The following is a 22,672-nucleotide window of genomic DNA, read 5'->3' on the forward strand; positions in this document are numbered from 1 at the left end:
AACTATATTTTTAATCGTATTCCTGCTCTTATATAAAGGCGAGGGTCGTTATCAATAGTGAAAATGTTAGTGCCATTATTGTTTCTTAATTTCACACTGTTAGAGAGTATGTATGAAGCTTTAGTATAAAATTGAAAATGCTTTTTAAAGTGAAATTCATATTGCAAGCCACTTAATAATAATGACATTTTTATTGTTGTTGCGTTATCATTAGTGTTAGAAACATTTAACCGACCTTGAATATTAGAATTATACCCTTCAAGTTCTGTTATGAATTTAATTCTATGATTTTCATTTAAATGATATTGCAAATTAGATTTGGGAACTCCTAAATTAAAGGACCATTTTTCTCGAAATTTCCTATAATAACTTATAAATGGTAATGGAAAAGAAAAACCTCCATTATCTGAATAATACACACCAATAGTGAGTTTCCAAGGGCGACTTTCATTTTTGTCATTTTTTTTATCCTTTATAAATGCGACTAAACCAGATAATGTAAGATCTTCAAATGATAAACTTCTCGCTGTTAGATTTGTGCTAAACCCTGGTGTTAACCTTAATCCAAGACGCCAATCGTTTTTTAAAGGTTTTGTATATGAAATATTTAAATCTAAAATCTGAAAATCATCAAGTGCTTCTTTATTAAATGGAAGATTGGTCTCCTCAATGTTCAAATGAATATTACTATAATCTAGTCCTAATAATAAAAACTCTTTTTCCTTTTTTAACTTTATTGGGTAATTAAATAATGCTCTATTTCTAGTATACTCAATACCCGAACTATTTTTTGGAATGATTGTAAAATCAATTCTAGCCAAATCACTTAATTGGGCATAACTATAAAAAGCACTAAAAAATAGTAATACAAAAACAAATGTGTGTTTCATGTTATTTATATAATTTTTTAACAAAACGACCAATACTTAGACCTTGTACAATAATAGAAAATAACACGATGACATATGTTATATGAAGTATTAATTCTCCTGAAAGTTCTTTACTTAAACTTAATGCTAGCGCGATGGAAATACCACCTCGTAATCCTCCCCAAGTTAAAACAGCTATGGTTTTAATTGGTTTTTCTTCTTCGTGTTTTAATAAAGAATATGGTATAAATACAGAGATGAATCTTGCAAGAAGTACAATTACTATGGCAAGAATACCTAACAAAATATAACTTGTATTATACTCTAATAAGTGAATGGCAAGCCCAATAAGTACAAATAAAATTCCATTAAATACATCATCTAAAATCTCCCAAAAGCTGTTGATGGCTTTTTGTACAGGGTTTTTATCTTCACTTACGTGTAATTTATGTCCAATTAATAATCCTGCTACAACCATTGCTAGTGGAGCAGAAATATGTAAAATAAAGGCTCCAGCCGTTCCACCCATTACTACAGCAAGACTTATCATAACTGCTAATTGAGGGTTTTTATTTAACGACTTAATAAACTTTAATCCGATAAAACCAATTAATAATCCAAATAGTAATCCGCCTACGGCTTCTTCAAGAAACAGTGTTCCTATTTCTGCTCCTATCTCTGCTGTGCTGTGCTCGCCTGTAGCTGTAGCAATTAACAAAATTCCAGAAAAAACAACAACACCAATACCATCATTAAACAAGGATTCTCCTTCGATTTTTATACCTAAGCTTTTAGCAATATTTGCTTCTTTTAAAATGGCCATAACAGCAATTGGATCTGTTGGTGATATTAAAGCACCAAATAGAAGTGCGTGTAGAAAAGGTAATTCTAAGCCAATTAGTTGTGCGCCAAAAAAGACTAAACCACCAACTATAAATGTAGAGATGAGGACACCTAAAGTTGCAAAGAGAAAAATTGATTTTTTTTCTTGAGCAAGCGCTCCAAGATTAACATGCAATGCGCCTGCAAACAATAAAAAACTTAAAATACCATTGAGTAACAGTGTTTTAAAATCTGCATTAACAATAATGTCACAAAAGAATGTGTAAAACTCTGGAAATACTGTTTCACTTAATGTAATGGGAATGATTAAGATTAAACTTAAAATCATTAAACCAATAGTCGTTGGTAGTTTCAGCCACTTATAATTAATGTAATTAAAAAGAGCAGCAATTGTAAATATAATACTGAAAGATTCGAACATAATTATTTTGATTTTGTATTAATATATTTTCCCACAAAAACACCGATAACAATTGCTAAATAAAACTGGCCAATAATATTCATAACTAGTGTTAATGATTGTGCAGGAGCTGTTATTGGAGTAATGTCACCATAACCTACAGATGTAATGCTTATAAAACTGAAATAATAAAAACTATAGCCTGAAAAGCCTTTGGTTAATTGAAATGAATTAGCATCTAAAAAATGAACAAATTCAAAAAGCACACCACCAATAATGCCTAAATAGAGAAACCCCAAAATAGGACCTAAAATAAACTGAAGGTTAATGTCTTTTATCTTTAATAGCTGCCTAATTAATATAAAACAAAAGCAAGCAAATAACAAAAAAGAAAACACTAGCCTACAAATTAAAAGTGCTTTAGAATTGCTATCAGAAAATTCTAACCAAATAGCTATTAGTGTTAAAAAGCCTAGAAGGTATGTGAAAAATTTCGCCAACCTCCTAGAGGCAATTAGAGAACTACTTAAAATAACTATGGTATAATTTATAACAATAATATAAGCAGGACTAAAACTAGTTACTGCTATATGAATAGGTGTTAATAGAAAATTAAAAACACTTAATAAAGCAATGAGGTATTTATACTTTTCCAAATACTTCATAATATTTTTTTAATTATAATTGGTTAAATTTTGTGACGTCATAATATTAATTGGATTTTCTATTTCTTTAGTTTTTACTCCAACTACTATTAATTTCACAACCACTGGTGCGTAACAAGCCTAAAACAGGACAACGATCATCTACTTTTTGACCCAGGGCCTTAACTTGTTTATCGGTTACTTCTCCTAATACGATAGCTTCTAATCGCACATTCTTGTAACTGCCATTTGAATTATCTGACGTACCCATGTAACCTGAAAGATCGAGATCTATCTCAACCTTTATATCAATTTGTATGATGTTCAGGGAGAGTTCATCAGCAACAACTTGGGCTTGTTCATTTTGACAGCCAGCTAAAGATGCAATAAAAAGCTGCATGGGGTTAGGTCCGGTATTTGACCCACCATCTTCAATAGGTTCATCTGTATTAAGCGTCCATTCTGTATTTGTAATGGTTACTTTAGTAGGCCAACCTCTTCCTTGTGCTTCAGCTTTGAAGGTTTCTAAATATGAATTTTCCATTTTTAGTTTTATATTAATGTTGGATCTGTAATTATTTCTAATAATGCTGGACCATTATGTGCTTTTAGTTTTTCTAAAGCGGGTAGTAATTCTTCTATTTTTGTGACTCTAATTCCTAAAGCGCCACAGTTTTCGGCATACTTTGAAAAATTCACGTTGTGTAAGGACGTTTTCCATACATCCAATTCAGCTGCTTTTTGCTCTTTAGATATTTTTCCTAATTCTGAATTGTTCAACAAGACGTGTTTGATATTCATATTGTATTTTACCAAGGTCATCATCTCTCCCAAGTATTGACCAAACCCACCATCACCAGAAACCGACCAAATAGGTCTGTCTTTGCCTTGTGCTGCCCAAGCTCCCATTGCTGCAGGTAATGAAAAGCCTATAGATCCTAAATAACCTGACATTAAAATAGATTGATTTTTAGGTTCGAAATAGCGTCCAAAAGAGTAGGTGTTATTTCCAACATCCACAGCAATCACAGCATTATCTGGAACCACTTTGTTCATCGCTTCAAAAACAGCAATAGAACTTAAACCAATGTCACTTTCATCTTTTAAACGGCTCGCTTTTTCTTCATTCCATATGGCCCAACGTTTTGCAATTTCTGGACGTCTATCTACAGTCGTAAGTTCTCCTTCAGTTTGTTCTTCAATAATAGCAAGAGTTTCAGAGATTTCTCCCCAAAGTGCGGCATCAACTTTATGAAATTTACTCAATGCAGTTGGGTCGTAATCGACTTGTATGATTGGTTTTTTAGGTGTGATTCCTGTATGATTTGAAAACGAAGCTCCAAATACAATCAGCGAATCGCTTTCGTTCATAAACCAAGAGGCGATGGGTGTTCCGCTTCTTCCTAATACACCGCAACCTAAGTCATGATGATCAGAAATTTGTCCTTTTGCCTTAAACGTCGTAATTACTGGACAGTTTAATTTTTCAGCGAAATCAGTAATCGCTTTCATATGAAAACGTGCGCCATGACCAACAATTATTGCAGGCATTTTTGAATCTTTCAGCATATCAACAGCCTTTGCCACCATTTGCCTTGGCGGCGAAATATTCATAGGTGTAATTCTGCCTTCTGGTGTTTGTGCTTTTTCTCCCGCTGGTTTAGGCATAAAAGCGACTTCATCAGGAAATGTTATATGTGATACATCTCTATTCAATAAGGCACTTTTTATAGCTAAGCTCATTAGTTCGCTATGTTTAGAATTTTGCTGCACACTATGATTAAAGTTTGCAACTGTTTGAAAGGCACCTACTAAATCGACTTCTTGAAACGCACCAGTTCCCATTACCTGAGTGTTTACTTGACCAGAAAGAGCCAACATGGGTGAGCGGTCTACCTTAGCATCCCACATTCCTGTAAACATATTTGTAGAGCCAGGTCCTGCAATACCAAAACAAACAGCAGGTCTTCCTGTTAGTTTACCATAAGCTGAGGCAGCGAATGCAGCTGCACCTTCATGGCGAATACCGAAAAACTGAAATTTGCCTTGTTCTTCTTGACGCATCATGGCGTTAGCAACACCTAAGTTGGAATGTCCTACCATACCAAAACCAGTGTTGACTCCCCAGTTTACCATGGTTTCTATCATCACATCAGAAATGGTGTCTTGGTGTGTTTCCTCTTCCTCAATTGCGACAAAAATTTCATTGCCTTCTTGTTTTACATCAAAAGTTTTAACACCATCATCAAATCCTCCAGGAGGTGTTCCAGTACACGGATCAAAATCCCAACCATGCCAAGGGCAACGTAACATGCCGTTTTCAATAGAGCCTTCACCTAAAGGGCCACCTTGATGAGGACATTTATTATCGAGTGCAGAAAATTTACCATTGTAATGTGTTAAACAAATGCCTTGATGTCCAGCGGTCACCGTTTGAACGCGTCCTTCTGGTAATGTCTTTTTATCTTTTAGTACACTGTACCATTTTTTAGTTATTGCCATGTGTTTTTAGTTTTTATCGAATTTTGAATTGAATTGGTCTTGTCGAATACTTACTGCTCTATATGAATATTTGATTAAGGATAACAAGCCTAAGAGCATAATAACAATGCCTAAAACACTTATATACGTAGCGCTATTTTCTATTACTTTGAACTGTAAGCCGCCTATCAATCCTGAAATTGCTAAGCATGCCACAGCGATATAGAAAAATACCATGGCTCGATTTAATGTCTTTAACTGTGCTAATTTTCGATGAATAATAGAATCATCTTTAGACTGCTCCTTTATTAATCCGCTTAATTCATTAGTTAATGTAACCATTAAGTTAGAGGTCGATAGAATTAGTAACCCTATGCCTGGAACTATTGTTATAGGTAAATACCAGTTTTCCATTAGTATTGATTTTTATAAGTATTGATTGCCTCTTGAAAAAATGTAACAGTTTCGGACTCTATTAAACGTGTAGCAGGAAGGATTGCTCCTTTAAATTCATTAGTTCGCCATTCGCCATTTTCTAGTTTTCCAAAGCTCGAAGTATCGATAGTTTCGTTCTTTTTATATCCGGATATGTACATATAGTGTTCATCACAATTAGTATCTGGAATTGCTAGTCCTAATCCAATAGAAACATCTGAATCAGGCATCTTTTCATAAATACCTGTATCAAAATGATGTGGCCAAACTCTAATAGGTGATTCGAGCAAGTTGTCCTTTGAAATTCTCTCTAATGAGAATTGTGCTAGTATTCTTAAATGCATTAAACTTTGCAAATCACTTACATTGTGTAATTTAAAGATATAATCATCAGTTATCGAATAGGGTAAGTCATAGTGAAGTTGATACTTGTATTTCTTATTAAGATATGTTTGAGAAACATCTGATATCCATTGAACAACTTGTTTGTGAGTTGCTCCGTCTAAACGAAATGATGTATTACCACTTAATGAATTCCAATCGAGCGTGAATTTTTGATAGTTCAAGGATAACCTGTCCTCATTTTCAGAAAGCATATGCGTGCTTAATGTGCCACTATCAGTGTTAAAACCGAGATTCGTATGACTATCGTCACTTTCTTTATTTAGAAAACTTATTCCGGCGGCGGCTAAATATTGTGCGGCCAAATGCATCTGCTTTTTCATAATCCGAATTATTTATATTCCAGCGTAATTTATTCCTGTTAAAAAATGTAGGTCTCTATCGAATGTGGACAAATCATCGTGATTAAATTTGGTGACATCATCATAGCCACAAGATCTTGCAACGACCTTTATTAAATCATTAGTGGCATCAAAAAAGTTATGCAATTGTTTTGCTGAAGAGTCTATAATTAATCGACTTCGCAATGATTCTTTTTGGGTAGCGATTCCTACAGGACAGTTATTACTTCCGCAAGCTCGCATTCCTAAACAACCAATAGCTTGTAAAGCGGAATTTGATACTGCAATTGCATCAGCACCTAGCATCATTGCTTTTGCAAAATCTTCCGCAACACGTAAACCTCCAGTAATAACCAATGTAACATCTATAGCGCCAACTTTATCCATATATTTTCTTGCTCTTGCTAATGCAGGAATGGTTGGTACATTAATATGATCTCTTAAAATAGTAGGAGCAGAGCCCGTTCCACCACCACGACCATCAAGAATAATGTAATCGACACCTACGTCTAAAGCAAACTGAATATCTTTTTCTATATGACTTGCCGCAATTTTGAATCCAATAGGAATTCCTCCTGTACGTTCACGAACTTTTTCAGCAAAGTCCTTAAAATCCTGTACACTATGAAAGTTAGGATTTGCTGCGGGTGAAATTGCTGTTTCGCCTTGCTTTAATCCACGAACCGCCGCAATTTCCGCACTTACTTTGTTACCTGGAAGATGACCTCCAGTTCCTGTTTTTGCACCTTGACCTCCTTTAAAATGGAATGCTTGTACATTATCTAATTTATCCCAAGAGAATCCAAATTGTGCAGAAGCTAATTCATAAAAATATCTTGAATTATTAGCTTGTTCTTCGGGTAACATTCCGCCTTCGCCAGAACAAATTCCAGTACCTGCTAATTGTGCACCTTTCGATAATGCTATTTTAGCTTCACGAGATAAAGCTCCAAAACTCATATCACTTACAAAAAGAGGCATATCTAATTCTAATGGCTTTTTTGCATTTGGGCCAATCACAACTTTACTTGCTACCTCTTCATGATCTAATAACGGTCTTGATGCCAATTGCGCTGGTAAAAATTGAATATCATTCCATTTAGGTAAGGTATTTCTATCGACTCCCATTGAAGCCGAAAAACCATGATGTCCAAGATTTTTCAATCCGTTTTGAGCTAATTCTTTTATATAACCAGTATAAGGCTCTGTATCTTCTGGATGTGTATCTGCATAAGCCCCTAAGTATTCGTCGCGATTAAAAGGTTGCGGGCTATTTACTAAATAAGCATCGATTTCAAAGGCGTCGACCATTAAATCATCACCATCAATCTTGGTAGAAAATTTATGTAATACTTCTTTGTTGTTGTATTCTGAAACACCAGAATCTACTCTGTAATCCCATCCGTGAACACCACAAATAAGGTTATGACCATCTATATGTCCATCAGACATCAAAGCACCTCTGTGAAGACATCTTCCATACAGGACAGATATATCTTCGTCAAATTTTACAATGACTAAATCTAATCCGTTTACAAGTGCGTGAACAGGTTGTTTATTTATGAGTTCACTTATTTGAGCAATTACTACTGGTTTTTTCATATTTGTGGTTACTGTTGTTTTATGTTAGTTTTATTCTTTCTTGAATTTCATGGTCCTCGTTAATAGATATTGATTTAATATCATAATTAATTATTCCTTTTTTACGCATTGTACTTAACACATTGCTAACAGTTTGCCTGGAAGTATTGGTGAGGTTTGCAATTTCTTTATGGGACAAAAGGTTTTTTGCTACTCGCTTACCATTTGTATTGGTTTCACCAAACTCATCCAAATAATCTATTATAAACTCTTTTATTCTAGTTGGGCTATCTTTATATAGTAAGTCGTGAAGCCTACGTTCTAATTTCTTGATACGTAAGCCATAAATTTTAAGAATACCATTTTTTAATGATTTGTGTTTTTCCATAAGTCCTTCCATTCTTTCAGACTCTATATAACAGATAACGCAGTCTTCTAAAGCATAAGCCAATTCTTGGGTAGCTGCTTCTTTGTCGTAAAGTGAAAGTTCTCCAAAAATATGACCTCGTTTTACTATATATTTTACGGTATTGTTTGAAGTGTTAACAATTTTGACACTACCCTTTTTTAGAAAAAATACACTATCCTTATGCTCATTTGTGAGCTCAATAGGTTGCCCTTTTTCAATATTATCCATTTCCAGAATCTCACAGATTTTCATCATATTGAGCATTCCGAGTTTTTTAAAAAGGTTGAAGCCTTCTAAAAACCAGTATTTAGTGATTGCTTTCAAAATAGAATAGTTATTAAATCAAAAGTAGCGAATTAAGTATCCTTAGAATTGCATTAATTTTTTAAGAGTTACTTCATACGACAAGTAAGACTCTTTTTTAATGTAATTATTAGAAATTAATAAAGCTTAGAATAGAATTATCAGAATTGTATAGAAAATTCCATTATCAATTGTCCTTTGGTTGATTGTTTATATGTTGTAAGTTACAATCTTTAGACTTGAATAACGGTATTAACTAAAACGACACAACAAGCGTATGGCAGTTGTATGGTTTTAAAACCCTCGAGTGGGATTTTAATTTTAAAAATAAATAAAGAAGGAGTTCTAGAACAATCCGTTAATTTGAGCATCAATTTTGTTAATGATATCTCCAAGGTCTTCAGGGTTTGCAACAAAATCTAAATTATCGACATCAATAATTAATAAGTTGCCTTTGTCATATTTCGTAATCCAAGCTTCGTAACGTTCGTTTAATCGGCTTAGATAATCAATACTAATTGAGTTTTCATAATCACGACCTCTTTTGTGGATTTGGGATACCAGATTAGGAATAGAGCTACGTAAGTAGATTAATAAATCGGGACCTTCAACAAAACTTTCCATTAAATCAAATAACGAACGGTAGTTTTCAAAATCACGATTGGTCATTAAACCCATAGCATGAAGGTTAGGCGCAAATATATGTGCGTCTTCATAAATGGTGCGATCTTGAATAATGTCTTTACCACTCTTTTGAATCTGACCTACCTGACGAAATCTGCTATTTAAGAAATACACCTGTAGATTAAAACTCCAACGTTCCATTTGATTGTAAAAATCGTCGAGATAAGGATTATCCACAACGTCTTCCAATTGTGGCTCCCATCTGTAATGTTTTGCTAGTAACTTTGTGAGTGTGGTTTTCCCAGCACCAATATTTCCTGCGACTGCAACGTGCATATCTATTTGATTTTTAGTTGGTATTTATGAAGCTTTTCCGAATCGTAAATATACAAGGTTTCATTGGTTAGTAAAAACTGATTTATTAACAATTTTGGTGTTTTTAACTGAATGATAGTTTCGCTTTTTTTCGACTTAAAAAAGAGTAATGTATTGGTTTTAAGAATAATGTTTTCATTATGAATGGCTAATGAGGTATAGCCTTTGTTTTCAAATTTCGAAATTAAGCTTCCGAAGTACGTATACTGATACAAATAGTTTTCGGTAAGCATCCAGCAATAGTTGTAATCGCTTTTTAAATCTAATACACGAGATTGAACAGGTACAGTCGTTGCTCTAATTTTATCCGTTTTATAATCATACACTTGTAACTGCTGAAGATCTTGATTAAAAATCCAAAGCGTATTGTCGTAACCGGTAGAAATGTGCGACACGTTTTTATAAGGTTGCCTGGTATTGAAATCGATTTTGAAGATTTCGGCAAGACGATTATCCAAAATAATTATGGTATTAAAATCCTGATAAAATAAGTTAATCTTTAAAGGATTAAAAGCATTTATACTTGTTGGTGTACCCAATTGTACATTGCTATAGTTGATTGGCGTTTTGTCTTTTGGCTTTTTGTACAGTATGTTATTGACCGTATAGTAAAACGTATCAAAGTTATCTATGGCGATAATTTGGTCTGCTTTTATAGGAGTTGTATCTATTGCAGTGACTTCAATTGAAGTTTGAGCAACTAAAACTGTTGAGAATAGTAAAAATAGAAAACGTATAAAACCCATGGATTATTTATAGAACTGAAAAATACAAAATTTGAACCAGTAATTATTTAGCTCTAACTATTAAACGATGAAATGTGATGACTATTTTCTAATCCACTAGTTTATAACCAAAGCCTCTTACGTTAATGATTTGAATGGTCTCATCTTTTTGAAGTTTCTTACGTAGCTTAGTAATAAAGACATCCATACTTCGAGCAGAGAAAAAATCGTCATTTCCCCAAAGTTTTTTGAGTATGAGGGATCGATCTAGTACTTGGTTTTTGTTTTTTATTAAATGAAATAATAAATGAGATTCTCTATGTGTCAATCGTTCTGAGCTTTCTTTGAAAAATAACTGCTGCTTCGGAAAATCAAAAGTGTAAGCACCAATTGAAATGATTTCGGAAGTTTGTTGAACCTTAGTTCGGTTCAATAAATTGTTGATTCTTACGATGAGCTCTTCCATACTAAATGGTTTTTTGAGATAATCGTTTCCTCCAATGGTAAATCCTTCTACCACATCTTGGGTTTGGGATTTGGCAGTTAAAAATATAATCGGAATCGTTTGGTCTATAGCTCTAATGTCTTTCGCTACAGTAAATCCATCTTTTTTAGGCATCATGACATCTAATACCAATAGCTCCGGGTTTTCATTTTGGTACCTCTCTAATGCACTTTCGCCATTATCACAAAGCAAGACGGTAAAGTCTCGAGTTTCTAAACTTTCTTTTATGATTAATCCTAAAGCTGGCTCGTCTTCAGCAAGTAAAATAGTGGTTTTAGGCATTATATAATTTGATTTTAAATGTTGTGAGATTGTTTTTGAGTTCTAGATAAATGTTTCCGTTGTGTTTTTCAATGATTTTTTTGGTGTAGTACAAACCAATTCCGAAGCCTTTTATATCGTGTGTATTTCCTTTTGGAATGCGATAAAACTTTTCGAAGATTTTGTCTTTATTAGCTTTTGTTAGCGAATTTCCATTGTCAGAAATTGAGATATCTATCTGTGAGTTATTGTTTTTTAATTCAATAGAAATTTGGTTTCCTCCATACTTATAAGCATTATCAATAATATTGTTGATTGCATTTTCAAAATGAAATATATCTACATTAGCAAATACATCATCTTCTATCGTAAAACTTATAGATTTATCTGTATACTGAAGTTTATGTTTTTCGGCAATGCTTGTAATCACTTCGGAAATATTATAACTATCAAAATTAAGCTCCAAATGTTCACTGTCTAGTGTTGCAGTTTCCAAGAGCTTTTCGACCATAGTATTTAATTTAGATAACTGTGAGCTTGACATATCTAAATAGGTTTTCGTTTTTTCTTTGTCATCAAGAGTATTAAAACTTTGAATACTTTCTAATGCCACGCCAATGGTTGCTATTGGTGTTTTAAATTCGTGAGTGATATTACTGATCAGGTCGTTCTTAACTTCGGCTAGTTGTTTTTGATGTTTTATCACTTTCAGCAAATAAAATAAGCAACTAATGACAGCTAATACTAAAAGTGAAGAAATAAGAATACCCCAAATAATGCGCTTAAAAATATCACTTGATACATTGTTGAACAAAAGACTTAATTCACTCTTTTTGGGTAAAAATGTAGATTTAGATGTTGTACTTAAAAATGATTTTAGTTGAACTGAATCTATAGTCTCTACATTTTTTTCAATTCTATTGTAATAATCAATAGCATGTGAAGGATCTAGATACTTAATCGTATAATCAATATTAATGTCTTTTCGACGCAGCTCAGATTGTAAAAGGGTGTCAATTCCTCTTAGTGATAGCGTATCTGTAGTTATAGAAGTAATCACCTTTAATGTTAGGGATTTTAGATCCTTTTCAGAGAATACGATGTTCTCACTTTGTTTTGAGTACCGAGAAAAAGAATCTATTTCGATATTTTGAATTGTAGTTAACGAGTCATTAGAAAAAATAAACTTACTATTCAAATGCATTTGATCAATTATTGAATCTGCTTTAGCACCTTTGACGATTGAAATGCCTTCCATTAAATGAGGACTGGTAGAATCAATACTTATAAAGCCATCAGTATCAGATTTTGTAATGGACTTAAAGATACTGTCAAACTTACCTGTACCTAAAAAGCCATTTTGGCTCGTTCCCTTAAAAGAAAAACCAATCGTACTATTTTCGGCTAGATTTGCATAGTAATCATCAACCGCTTTATCCAAACTAGCTTGAACATCGTTAATGACTTGTTGCTTACTTGAAAGATAGTTCTTGTAGTTCCAATAGGCTTGAATCCCAATAGTTGAAAGAATTACAATGATAATAACATAGAGTATATATCTGTATTTTGAATCATTCATAGGTCAAAAGTAAATGTTAAAACACTTAAAAACTAATCGCTTAACACTCGTTAACACTCATTAACCTTGATAATGTATTCAAATTTTAATATTTGCAATGTAATAAATCAAAAATCTAAATTATGAATACAATTATTAGAGTAGTTATGGTGTCATTTGCATTGGTGTGTGCCAATGTTAGTGCCCAAGAATTTCAAGGCGAAGCGACTTACAAGTCAAAACGTAAAATCGATATCAAACTTGATAGCACACAAATGGCAACTGGGATGGCAGATCAGATGATGGAAATGTTGAAAAAACAGTTTGAGAAAACCTATATTTTAGACTTTAATAAAGAAGAATCCATTTATAAAGAAGAAGAAGCGTTATCAGCTCCAAATCCACAAGGAATGAATATGGTAATGGTTATGTCAGGTGGTTCTGATGTGCTTTATAAGAACATTAAAGGAAAGCGTTATACCAATCAAAACGAATCGTTTAGTAAACTCTTTTTAATTAAAGATGATTTAGAAGATATTGAATGGAAATTAGAATCTGAAACCAGAAATATAGGGGATTACACCTGTTTTAAAGCGACGACAACGCGAGAGGTTGAAGTCCGTGAAAGCGGAATTAGCTTTAATGGTGATAAAGATTTAAGTACGACAGATAAGGAACCAATAATGCAGGAAATTACAATTACGGCTTGGTATACACCTCAAATTCCAGTAAGTGTAGGGCCTGGGAATTATCATGGATTACCAGGATTAATTCTTGAGGTTAATGATGGTTCCGAAACAGTTATATGTAGCAAAATTGTGATTAACCCTAAAAAGGCATCTAAAATAGTTGAGCCTGAAAAAGGAAAAGAACTAACTCAAGACGCATACGATAAGATCATGGAAAAAAAGATGAAGGAAATGGACGAGCGTATGAGATCTAATAATCGACGAGGTGATGGTGAAAATATTGAGATTAGAATTGGAGGTTAATCACGAATGGTAATTTAAGAAAATTTTAACCTTTTCATATTTTACTATTCAGTGTTTTTTGAGTCTTATGTGCATAATTAAAGTATTTTTGAACGTTAATATTATTATAAAACTATAATTTCCGTTTAATACTTTTTTAAATTTGTTAAACATAACAACCATAAGTTATCATGAAAACATTAATTTCTAGACTCAGCGCGATAGTTATAACCGTATTTCTATCCTTTAATTTAAGTGCTCAAGACTTTCAAGGGCAAGCTATTTACCAAACCAAAACTTCTTTAGATATGAGTAGTTGGGGAGGAGGACAAATGAGCGATCAACAAAAAAAGCAAATGGCAGAACGAATGAAAAGTATGTTAGAAAAAACTTACATACTCAACTTCAATCGTAGTGAGTCAACATACAAGGAGGAAGAGAAACTTGCAGCTCCAGGTTCTGGAGGCAGTCGTTGGGGAGGTATGATGAGCAGCTTTACAGGTGGTCCGCAATACAAGAATATAAAGGAAAATGTCATATTACAAGAGCAGGAATTCTTCGGGAAATCGTTTTTGGTTAAAGATTCCCTTCCAAAATTAGAATGGAAACTTGGAAGCGAAACAAAACAGATCGGTCAATATACTTGCTTTATGGCAACGACTACGAAGCCTGTTAATGCGATGGACTTTATGAGTATGCGTCGTAGAGGTGGAAATGATAAGAAAGAAGATGAGAAGAAAGAAGGTGAAGAAACTACCGATACTACTAAAACTAAATCTGAAGATATTTTCGATGATTTAGAAGTTCCAAAATTTGTTGTAGTTACAGCTTGGTATGCACCACAAATTCCAGTTAGTGCTGGTCCTGCTGATTATCATGGTCTTCCGGGATTGATTTTAGAAGTTCAAGCCGATAAAACGATTATGTTATGTACTAAAATAGTAATGAATCCTAAAGAAAAAGCAGCCATTGAGAAGCCAGAAAAAGGGGATGTTGTTACTCGTGATGAATACAATAAAATCATGAAAGATAAAATTGAAGAGATGAGAGAAATGTATGGCGGCCGAGGCGGTAGAGGCGGTGGTCGACATTAAAAAAATAATCAACAATTAAAGTTTCAGTTTTTCTAAGCGAAAAGCGTCATTGAAACAAAATCCAATCAAATGAGAAATATTTTTATACTAGCGTTACTGCTCGTAACGAGCCTTGTTAGTGCTCAAATTACAGTTCAAGGTGTTGTTAAAGACAGTATTGGTAGCCCTTTAGAACTCGCAAATGTTATTGCTATTAATAAAGAAACTAAGGGAATGGCATCTTATGCTATAACCAATGATAAAGGACGTTTTAAACTCGATTTAGAAAAGAATAAAACCTATACAATCCAAGTCAGTTATATTGGGATGAAAACGCTTTCTGAAGAAATTAGTACCAAAGAAACCAATATCACCAAAGACTATACTCTTCAAAATGATAATGCACTTGATGCAATTGAGTTGACCTACGAAATGCCAGTGACCATTAAAGGCGATACTTTAATCTACAATGCCGATTCTTTTAAGGATGGCTCCGAACGGAAACTTGAAGATGTTCTCAAAAAATTGCCTGGAGTCGAAATTAATGATGACGGACAAATAGAAGTCGAGGGTAAAGTCGTGACTAAATTGATGGTCAACGGAAAAGACTTTTTTGATGGTGATTCTAAATTAGCAACAAAAAATATTCCTTCTAATGCGGTTGATAAAATTCAAGTATTACGTAACTATTCAGAAGTTGGTCAACTAAGAGGCGTTCAAAACAATCAAGATAATGTAGCCATTAATATCAAATTAAAAGAAGGTAAAGAAAACTTTTGGTTCGGTGATATTACTGCTGGCGTCGGGACTGCTCCAGATAAAGAATTGTACTTAGTGCAACCTAAACTGTTTTATTATAGTCCGAAATATAGTGTCAATGTCATAGGCGATATGAACAACATTGGAGAAGTTGCTTTGACAAATCGTGATATTAGAAATTTTGGTGGCGGATTTAGACGTCCAAGTCAAGGGAGTGGAACAAGCATTAACTTAGGCGATAACGGACTTGGTGGATTAACCAATCTAGGAAATGCTCAAGAGATTGAAACAAAACTAGGTGCAGGTAATTTTAGTTACTCTCCAAATAAGGCTTTAGATCTTAGCGGATTTTTAATCTATAACAGTACGCGTTTAAGAACGCGTCAAGAAAGTTTTGTGAGATATATAGATTCTGACTTAGGAATTCCAGATGAAGAAACTGTTCAAACAGGAAGAGAGGCGTCTAACCAAGGAATAGCAAAGTTAAGTGCATCCTACAAGCCTAACTTTAATAATCAAATGGATTACGATCTTCTTGGTCGTATTTCTAGTGACTCTGAAAGACAAAGTCAAGTGTCATCAGTGGTAGGAATTACAAACGAGCTAAACGAAGTAAAACCGTATAGTATCAATCAAAATTTCAACTATTATTATACACTAGACGAAAAAAATATTTTTGCTCTTGAAGCGCAGCATTTAATAAAAGATGAAGATCCATTTTATAATGCGTTGTTAGTTAATGATCCAACTAATAATGATGATGATCCTCAAGACCAAGATGCTTTTGATAATACGGCTTCAGCTTTAGGATTTGATAGAGACCAATTTGGGTATAACCTAAATCAAGACAGACGAATTAAGTCTAATCAATTAGATGCTAAAGTAGATTACTACTATATCTTGAATAATAAGAGTAATATTAATTTGACCTTAGGGACTATTTTAAGTAACCAAAAGTTCAAGTCTAATATCTTTCAGTTTTTAGACAATGGTTCGTTCTTTGATCCAGTAGCAGAATTAACAGATAGCGAAGATAATCTTTTAACAAATGAAAATGATACAGAGTACAATTTTAGTGATGTGTATTTAGGGTTTAAATACAGACTTAAAACAGGAAAATTCACCATTACTCCCGGGTTGTCATTACACTCTTACGGAAACAAGAATACACAGTTTGGAGTAGAGCACAAAGACAATTTCTTTAGAGTAATGCCAGAATTTGAAGCACTCATTCAATTTAAAAAGAGTGAAAGCTTAACGTTTCGATATAATATGAGTAACTCATTTACAGATGTGACGAGCTTAGCCGAAGGATTAGTTTTAAACAGTTTTAGCAACATCAGCTATGGTAATCCTGAACTGCAAAATTCACTATCACATAATTTGAGTTTGAGATACTTCAGTTTTAACCTTTTCAATTATACCAATGTATTTGCTTTTGCTAATTACAGTAAGAATATTGATCAAATTAGAAGTTCAACAGATTTTGATAATGTGATCAGAACAAATACCTTTTTCAACTCAAACTTTGCTGATGAATCAGCTAGCGTGTTTGGTCGTGTAGAGCGTACCTTTAAAAAGATTAGAGCAAGACTAGGCGCTCGTTTTTCGTATTCTAAACGAAACCAATTTGTACAAGGCAGGCAAACAGTAAGTGAAAATTTTACTCAATCCTATACACCAGAACTACGAACTAATTTTAGACAAGCACCAAATGTACGTTTGAGATATTCTTATTCGATCTCAAATAACGACCAAGGCTCGACATCAACAAAATTTATTACAAATTCACCTTCAATTGAATTCGATGCATACATCTGGAAATCGGTAACCTTTAGAACAGATTATACGTATACGAATCAAGACGATGGTATTAGACCATCTCAATCTTTCCAAACGTGGGATGCGAGTTTAGCTTATAGAAAAGATAAAGATGCAAAATGGGAATATGAAGTGAAAGCGTCTAACTTATTAGATATCGATTCTAACGTAAATAATAGTTCTGGTAATATTTCAGTATCTAACTCAGAAACCTTTATTCAGCCAAGATTTGTAACCTTTAGAGTGATTTATACTTTATAGGATTTGGGCGTTCAGTTTTGATAGAAAAATCAAAACTGCAGGCTCTCGGCAGTCGCTCTTTTCAAGGAGCTCCAACAAAGCCTCCATCCTTAACGCATATAAAAAAGCCTTCTCTAATAGAGAAGGCTTCTTTTTATATGAATTGAAAAAGATTAATTATCGCGATATGTTTTTAGGCTACCAGTAATATTATATGTTTCGCCTGTAGCATTAAAAGTGGCTTCAATAAGTTCTCCAACATTGCCATAACTAGTGATTTCAATTGTAATATTTGTATAGTCTGCGTTAGCGGTATTTCTAATCTCATCGATTATAAATATAAATATATCATAATCGTTAGAATCATAAACACCAACGCTATCAGGGAAATTATTAATTGCAAGGGAGAATGTGAAATTATAATCATCATATTGCCAAGAATCTATCAAAAACCACAAATAATCATCGTTAGTTGACTCGTTTATATATCTTTCTACCCAGATTGGATCAGGTATTGTATGTGTAAAAACGGGGTCATCGTTAATTTGATAACTAATAAATTCAGCTAAATCACTACATGCACTTAGATTACCAACATCTGTAGTTGGACTAGTAAAGTCAAATGTTAATTCACCAGTTGATAAGATATTATCAGGATCATTTGCAATTATTGTAAATGTATCACTATTACATTTTACGATGTCGACACTAAATGTCCCATCAGTAACGTATTCATAAATATTTTGTCCTTCATTTGACACAACAGCGTAACCTGTTGTTATAGGAGAGCCTGTGCATGTGCTCAATGAACCAGTTATGTTTTCTACATTTAGAGCTTGAGAATCTACCTCAATATCAGGGATTGTGGTGTCCTCAGAAAGTGATCCAATAGATGTGGTGTAAATTACCTCATTTGAGCAGGCATAAGGTAACAGTATAATCAATTCTAATGCAGTATTTGCAGGTACAAAACCACATTTTGCGCCATCGGTTGTTCCAGAGAACGTTCCAAAACCAGAGCTCACTTCAACATTCAAACCATTTATTGGGTTACCATCAGTATCAACTACATTAAAACAAAGTACGACAGCTTCTTCGTCAATATCATAATTCCATACTGTAAAATGACTAACAGTTCCAACATAATAATTTCCTACAAGGTTAGCTTCTCCTTCTTGTACCCAATAGCCATGTGTTTCATTAAAATACCATAGCGGAATGGTATCAGGTGCATCTGCTATAAGATTAGTATCTATTGGGACTTTTATTTCAGCAGTAGAGTTTTCGGCTAAATTTAAATGGTCACCATTTTCACCTCTCAATTCTACTACAAGCATTCCAAAGGTTTGAAGAACACGCTCTTGGTTATCAGTATCTGCAGCATATAACATGCCTGGCATTTGGTCTTGTATATTTTCATTTACAGGATCTAAAAAGTGAATGATAACATCAACATTTCCATCATAACTACCTCCGTTGTCTTTGATATAATCACCTTGTAAGGTCACTGATGATTCATTTGGTAAACTAATAGTTTCTTGTATTCCACTAGAAGTTGAGCCTACAACGGTTTCAGGTAACATCATAATACGCACTTTGTTTGTTCCTTCATTAGGCACCAAAGATCTTGAGGCGAATAGATAACCAGATTTCGAAGCTCTTATATAAGTAAAACGTTCTTTTATCGTTACATTTTCAGCGAGAAAGATACCATTAATGTCTGTAGTAAACGATGAGCTACCAATGCTAACAGCGACACCTTCAAGAGGGACATTGTTTGAGTCTACAATGCTACCTATGAAAGATCTAGATACATCGTTACCAAAGTTATTTGCAAATGTTACAGGATCATAATTCGATTGCGGTTCTTCCTCTTCTTCTTCTTCTTCTTCTTCTTCTTCTTCTTCGACGACCTCTTGTTCTTCATTTACATCTTGTATATCTTCAGTACAAGATGGTAAGCAAAAAGTAAAGGCTAAAAAAAGAAGGATGTATTTGATTCTCATTTCCTGTAAAGAATTAGGATTCAATTGTTAAACAAATATAGCTATTAAAATAGCATGTTTTGAGTGTGAATATTAATAGAATATTTTTTTAAATATAATATTTCTAATCATTTAGTGTGTCTTAATTGTTAATATTCTGATAATTATGTATAAATTGTTTAACATTTTGTTATATTTGTTAAACACATCATTGACTAATTCAAACATAATGAAACCGCTAACCACAAAATTAGGTCTTTTGACCTTCGCACTTTTGATGACTTTAAATCTAAGTGCACAAGACTTTCAAGGACAAGCCACTTACATTTCTAAATCGACAATGGATTTAGGCACTTGGGGTGCACGAATGAGTGAAGCTCAAAAAAAGCAGGTCATGGCACGTCTAAAAAATAGACTAGAAAAAACCTATATCTTAACGTTCAATAAAGAAGAATCTATCTTTACAGAAGGCGATAAGCTAGATGCCATGTCTGGAGCAACAGATTCTTGGGGCAAAAATTTTGCTGCAGGCGATCAATATAAAAATGTAAAAACGAATACACAGATTCAAGATCAAGAATTCTACGGAAAGCGTTTTTTGGTTAAAGATAAATTACAGCCTATAGAATGGGTTATGGAAACCGAAACCAAACAAATTGGTAACTACACTTGTTTTAAAGCAACGGCTATGATACCATCTGATGAATTGACATGGTTTTCTTTTTCTTGGAATAAAATAAGTAGAAGTAACGCTACGACTGAAACTGAAGAGACAACCGAAGGCGAAACAGTGAAGTCAGAGATTCCAATGACCGAAGTTGAAGCATGGTACTCACCTCAAATTCCAGTAGGTCATGGGCCATCAGAATATTGGGGGCTGCCTGGATTGATTCTAGAAGTGAGCGCTGGAGATACTACAATGCTGTGCTCTAAGTTGGTTATAAATCCAGCAGAGAAAGTAGACATTGAAGCGCCTGACAAAGGAAAAGAAACGACGAAAATAGAGTACCAAGAAACCCTTGTTAAGAAAATGAAAGAATTTCGTGATAACCGTATGGGGCGGAGTAGAGGATAATCTCTTTTCTAAATAACTAACTCAAATAAAAAGCCTTCTCAATTGAGAAGGCTTTTTTTATGTATTATTCTTATGTTTAAAAATCTCTCAAAACATGTATTGTCCCAGAGATGGGTAATTCATCATCACTATTGAAATCATTAATAACACCCGAGAAATTGATATCGATATACTCGCCAACGTCACCAAATGAAGTAACATTGCTTGTGCCTATAAATAAATTCTCTAGGGATGTTCCATAGCTCTCGTCAAAAAAGTCTAGATAACCATTTGTATACGTGTTTGGGCCATTAAAACCATTGATGTTAAAATTAAACCAATAGTCTTGAAGGTCAGAATAATATGATATATATAGATAATTACCATCCAAGCCACCTTGAACATTGAAGTTATATGCAACTACTGGAAAGTCATCTACTTGATAGGTGATAAATTCTTCAATAGTATTACAAGATTGAATCGTACCTAAATTGGTTAAAGGCGTAGTAAAGGTGTAATTTAAAGAGTCCGTTTCCTGGATGTTAACGTAATCAAATGCTTGTATCGTAAATGTGCTATTTGCATCACAGCGAATCAAATTAATTTCAAAATCACCATCCGAAACAACATCTGTAAAATATTGGTTACCATATGACAATTGCACATAACCCTCTGTAACTGGATTGCCGTCACAATCATTAAATATACCTGTAACGGTTTCAGAAATAATATCAGGATTATCAGCAACCGTAACACCAATGCTAGAGTCCACAACGAATGGGCCTATTGTATCTGAGTATATTGGGCTTTGGCCACAAAGATTATAATTATAAATATTAATCTCTAGGGTTTCGCCGCTTGGAATTAAACCGCAAGTTTGACCATTCTCATTAGTATATCCAGAACTAGTACCATAGTTTTCACTTGTTAAACTTACTTGGGTATTGGCTAATAAGTTTCCTTCACTATCACTTACAGTAACACAAAAATCAGCGTATTCTGCAGGAATATCACAGTTCCAAAACGAGAAATGAGATACGGTTCCCACATAAGCGTTTCCAACTAAAGTCGCTTCACCGTCTTCAATCCAGTAGCCATTAGCTTCATCAAAATACCACAGAGGAATCGAACTTGGTGCAGTAGCAACTAAACTTGCATCTAGAGGGACTGTGATTTCTGCTGTAGAGCCTTCAGCTAGATTTAAATCCTCACCATTATCTCCTCTTAATTCGACAGCTAGCATTCCAAAGGTTTGCAACATGCGTTCTTCGTTTTGAGCATTAGCGGCATATAACATGCCTGGCATTTGATCTTGCATATTTTCATCTGCAGGATCTAGATGATGCATGATGATATTTACAGATCCATCATAATTAGTTCCATCAGGTTTTATATAATCACCTTCTAAGGCGACTTTAGAACCATTAGGTAAACTTATCGTTTCTTGAGTACCACTTGTAGTTGTTCCTGCACTAGTTTCTGGCAACATCATAATCCGAACTTTATTAGTTCCGCTACTAGGAACAACTGCACGAGACGCATGAATATAACCTGCTTTTTCAGCTTTTATATATCCGAAGCGTTTATTAACGGTTGCATTATTTATGATAAATACACCATTACTGTCTGTCATAGCAGTAGAACTCCCTATACTAATCATTACATTTTCTATAGGATTGTTGTTCGTGTCCACTATAGTTCCTAAAAAGTTTCTAGAGATGTCATTGCCAAAATTTTCAGAGAACGTTGTTGGGTCTGGACCCTGATTTTGAGTTGTGGTTATGCTATCATCATTATTACATGATACACATAAAAGCATACTTACTAAAACAAGGGAAATGGATTTGGGTAACAGTCGTTTAAATTTCATAGAGTTAAGTTTTGTTGTTATGTAAGTAACAGATTAAGGAGTAAAATACCTAGTATTGATAGTTTAATAATAGTTATTATTAAGATGGGAAAACTACAAAAAGGTTGCGTAGTTTCTTATAGTTTATTTCAAATAAAAAATCC

Annotated in this window: 19 protein-coding genes; 4 read left to right on the top strand and 15 right to left on the bottom strand. The window is 33.8% G+C overall.

What is annotated here, in order from left to right; translation table 11 throughout:
• Positions 1-2 precede the first annotated feature (2 nt).
• The 13 genes from V7719_RS02985 to V7719_RS03045 form a co-directional block, all read right to left on the bottom strand.
• Complete coding sequence (locus V7719_RS02985) at positions 3-890, bottom strand: DUF6268 family outer membrane beta-barrel protein (RefSeq protein WP_335728367.1); 888 nt, start codon at positions 888-890, stop codon at positions 3-5.
• Between the two features lies 1 nt (position 891).
• Positions 892-2,133, bottom strand: a complete 1,242-nt coding sequence (locus tag V7719_RS02990) for a cation:proton antiporter (RefSeq protein WP_335728368.1) — start codon at positions 2,131-2,133, stop codon at positions 892-894.
• A 2-nt stretch (positions 2,134-2,135) separates the two neighbouring features.
• Positions 2,136-2,777, bottom strand: coding sequence for an ion channel (locus V7719_RS02995; protein WP_335728369.1), 642 nt, complete (start codon positions 2,775-2,777; stop codon positions 2,136-2,138).
• Positions 2,778-2,844: 67 nt separating this feature from the next.
• Entirely contained in the window at positions 2,845-3,300 is a 456-nt protein-coding gene (locus V7719_RS03000; RefSeq protein WP_335728370.1) for an OsmC family protein, read from the bottom strand.
• Between the two features lie 8 nt (positions 3,301-3,308).
• Positions 3,309-5,258, bottom strand: a complete 1,950-nt coding sequence (locus tag V7719_RS03005; protein WP_335728371.1) for a thiamine pyrophosphate-dependent enzyme — start codon at positions 5,256-5,258, stop codon at positions 3,309-3,311.
• Positions 5,259-5,264: 6 nt separating this feature from the next.
• On the bottom strand, positions 5,265-5,651 hold the full coding sequence (locus tag V7719_RS03010) for a hypothetical protein (protein ID WP_335728372.1): 387 nt from the start codon (positions 5,649-5,651) through the stop codon (positions 5,265-5,267).
• Entirely contained in the window at positions 5,651-6,397 is a 747-nt protein-coding gene (locus tag V7719_RS03015; RefSeq protein WP_335728373.1) for a hypothetical protein, read from the bottom strand. The genes V7719_RS03010 and V7719_RS03015 overlap by 1 nt, the downstream gene beginning before the upstream one ends.
• 12 nt (positions 6,398-6,409) lie before the next feature.
• Entirely contained in the window at positions 6,410-8,017 is a 1,608-nt protein-coding gene (locus tag V7719_RS03020; protein WP_335728374.1) for a glutamate synthase-related protein, read from the bottom strand.
• 19 nt (positions 8,018-8,036) lie between these two features.
• Positions 8,037-8,729 carry a Crp/Fnr family transcriptional regulator gene (locus V7719_RS03025; RefSeq protein ID WP_335728375.1) on the bottom strand — a complete coding sequence of 231 codons (693 nt, stop codon included), beginning with the start codon at positions 8,727-8,729 and terminating at the stop codon, positions 8,037-8,039.
• Positions 8,730-9,053: 324 nt separating this feature from the next.
• Entirely contained in the window at positions 9,054-9,668 is a 615-nt protein-coding gene (locus V7719_RS03030) for a deoxynucleoside kinase (RefSeq protein ID WP_335728376.1), read from the bottom strand.
• Positions 9,669-9,670: 2 nt separating this feature from the next.
• The gene (locus V7719_RS03035) at positions 9,671-10,453 is read right to left on the bottom strand and encodes a hypothetical protein (protein WP_335728377.1); all 783 of its coding nucleotides are present in this window, start codon (positions 10,451-10,453) and stop codon (positions 9,671-9,673) included.
• 88 nt (positions 10,454-10,541) lie between these two features.
• The gene (locus V7719_RS03040; RefSeq protein ID WP_335728378.1) at positions 10,542-11,219 is read right to left on the bottom strand and encodes a response regulator transcription factor; all 678 of its coding nucleotides are present in this window, start codon (positions 11,217-11,219) and stop codon (positions 10,542-10,544) included.
• Entirely contained in the window at positions 11,212-12,777 is a 1,566-nt protein-coding gene (locus V7719_RS03045) for a sensor histidine kinase (protein WP_335728379.1), read from the bottom strand. Before V7719_RS03045 ends, V7719_RS03040 begins: the two co-directional genes overlap by 8 nt.
• A 122-nt stretch (positions 12,778-12,899) precedes the next feature.
• Between V7719_RS03045 and V7719_RS03050 the strand changes: the two genes are divergently transcribed.
• The 3 genes from V7719_RS03050 (at position 12,900) to V7719_RS03060 (ending at position 17,641) form a co-directional block, all read left to right on the top strand.
• On the top strand, positions 12,900-13,748 hold the full coding sequence (locus tag V7719_RS03050; protein WP_335728380.1) for a GLPGLI family protein: 849 nt from the start codon (positions 12,900-12,902) through the stop codon (positions 13,746-13,748).
• 170 nt (positions 13,749-13,918) lie between these two features.
• On the top strand, positions 13,919-14,821 hold the full coding sequence (locus tag V7719_RS03055) for a GLPGLI family protein (protein WP_335728381.1): 903 nt from the start codon (positions 13,919-13,921) through the stop codon (positions 14,819-14,821).
• A 69-nt stretch (positions 14,822-14,890) separates the two neighbouring features.
• Positions 14,891-17,641 (top strand): carboxypeptidase-like regulatory domain-containing protein, encoded by a 2,751-nt coding sequence (locus tag V7719_RS03060; RefSeq protein ID WP_335728382.1) that lies wholly within the window; start codon positions 14,891-14,893, stop codon positions 17,639-17,641.
• Between the two features lie 152 nt (positions 17,642-17,793).
• On the opposite strand, the gene V7719_RS03065 is transcribed toward V7719_RS03060, so the two are convergent.
• Positions 17,794-19,626 carry a hypothetical protein gene (locus V7719_RS03065; protein WP_335728383.1) on the bottom strand — a complete coding sequence of 611 codons (1,833 nt, stop codon included), beginning with the start codon at positions 19,624-19,626 and terminating at the stop codon, positions 17,794-17,796.
• Positions 19,627-19,834: 208 nt separating this feature from the next.
• Between V7719_RS03065 and V7719_RS03070 the strand changes: the two genes are divergently transcribed.
• Positions 19,835-20,680, top strand: coding sequence for a GLPGLI family protein (locus V7719_RS03070; RefSeq protein WP_335728384.1), 846 nt, complete (start codon positions 19,835-19,837; stop codon positions 20,678-20,680).
• A 76-nt stretch (positions 20,681-20,756) separates the two neighbouring features.
• Here the strand turns inward: V7719_RS03070 and V7719_RS03075 are convergent, their stop codons facing one another.
• On the bottom strand, positions 20,757-22,529 hold the full coding sequence (locus V7719_RS03075) for a hypothetical protein (protein WP_335728385.1): 1,773 nt from the start codon (positions 22,527-22,529) through the stop codon (positions 20,757-20,759).
• Positions 22,530-22,672 lie beyond the last annotated feature (143 nt).

Origin of the sequence: Psychroserpens sp. (assembly GCF_036960315.1) — a bacterium.
GTDB lineage: Bacteria > Bacteroidota > Bacteroidia > Flavobacteriales > Flavobacteriaceae > Psychroserpens.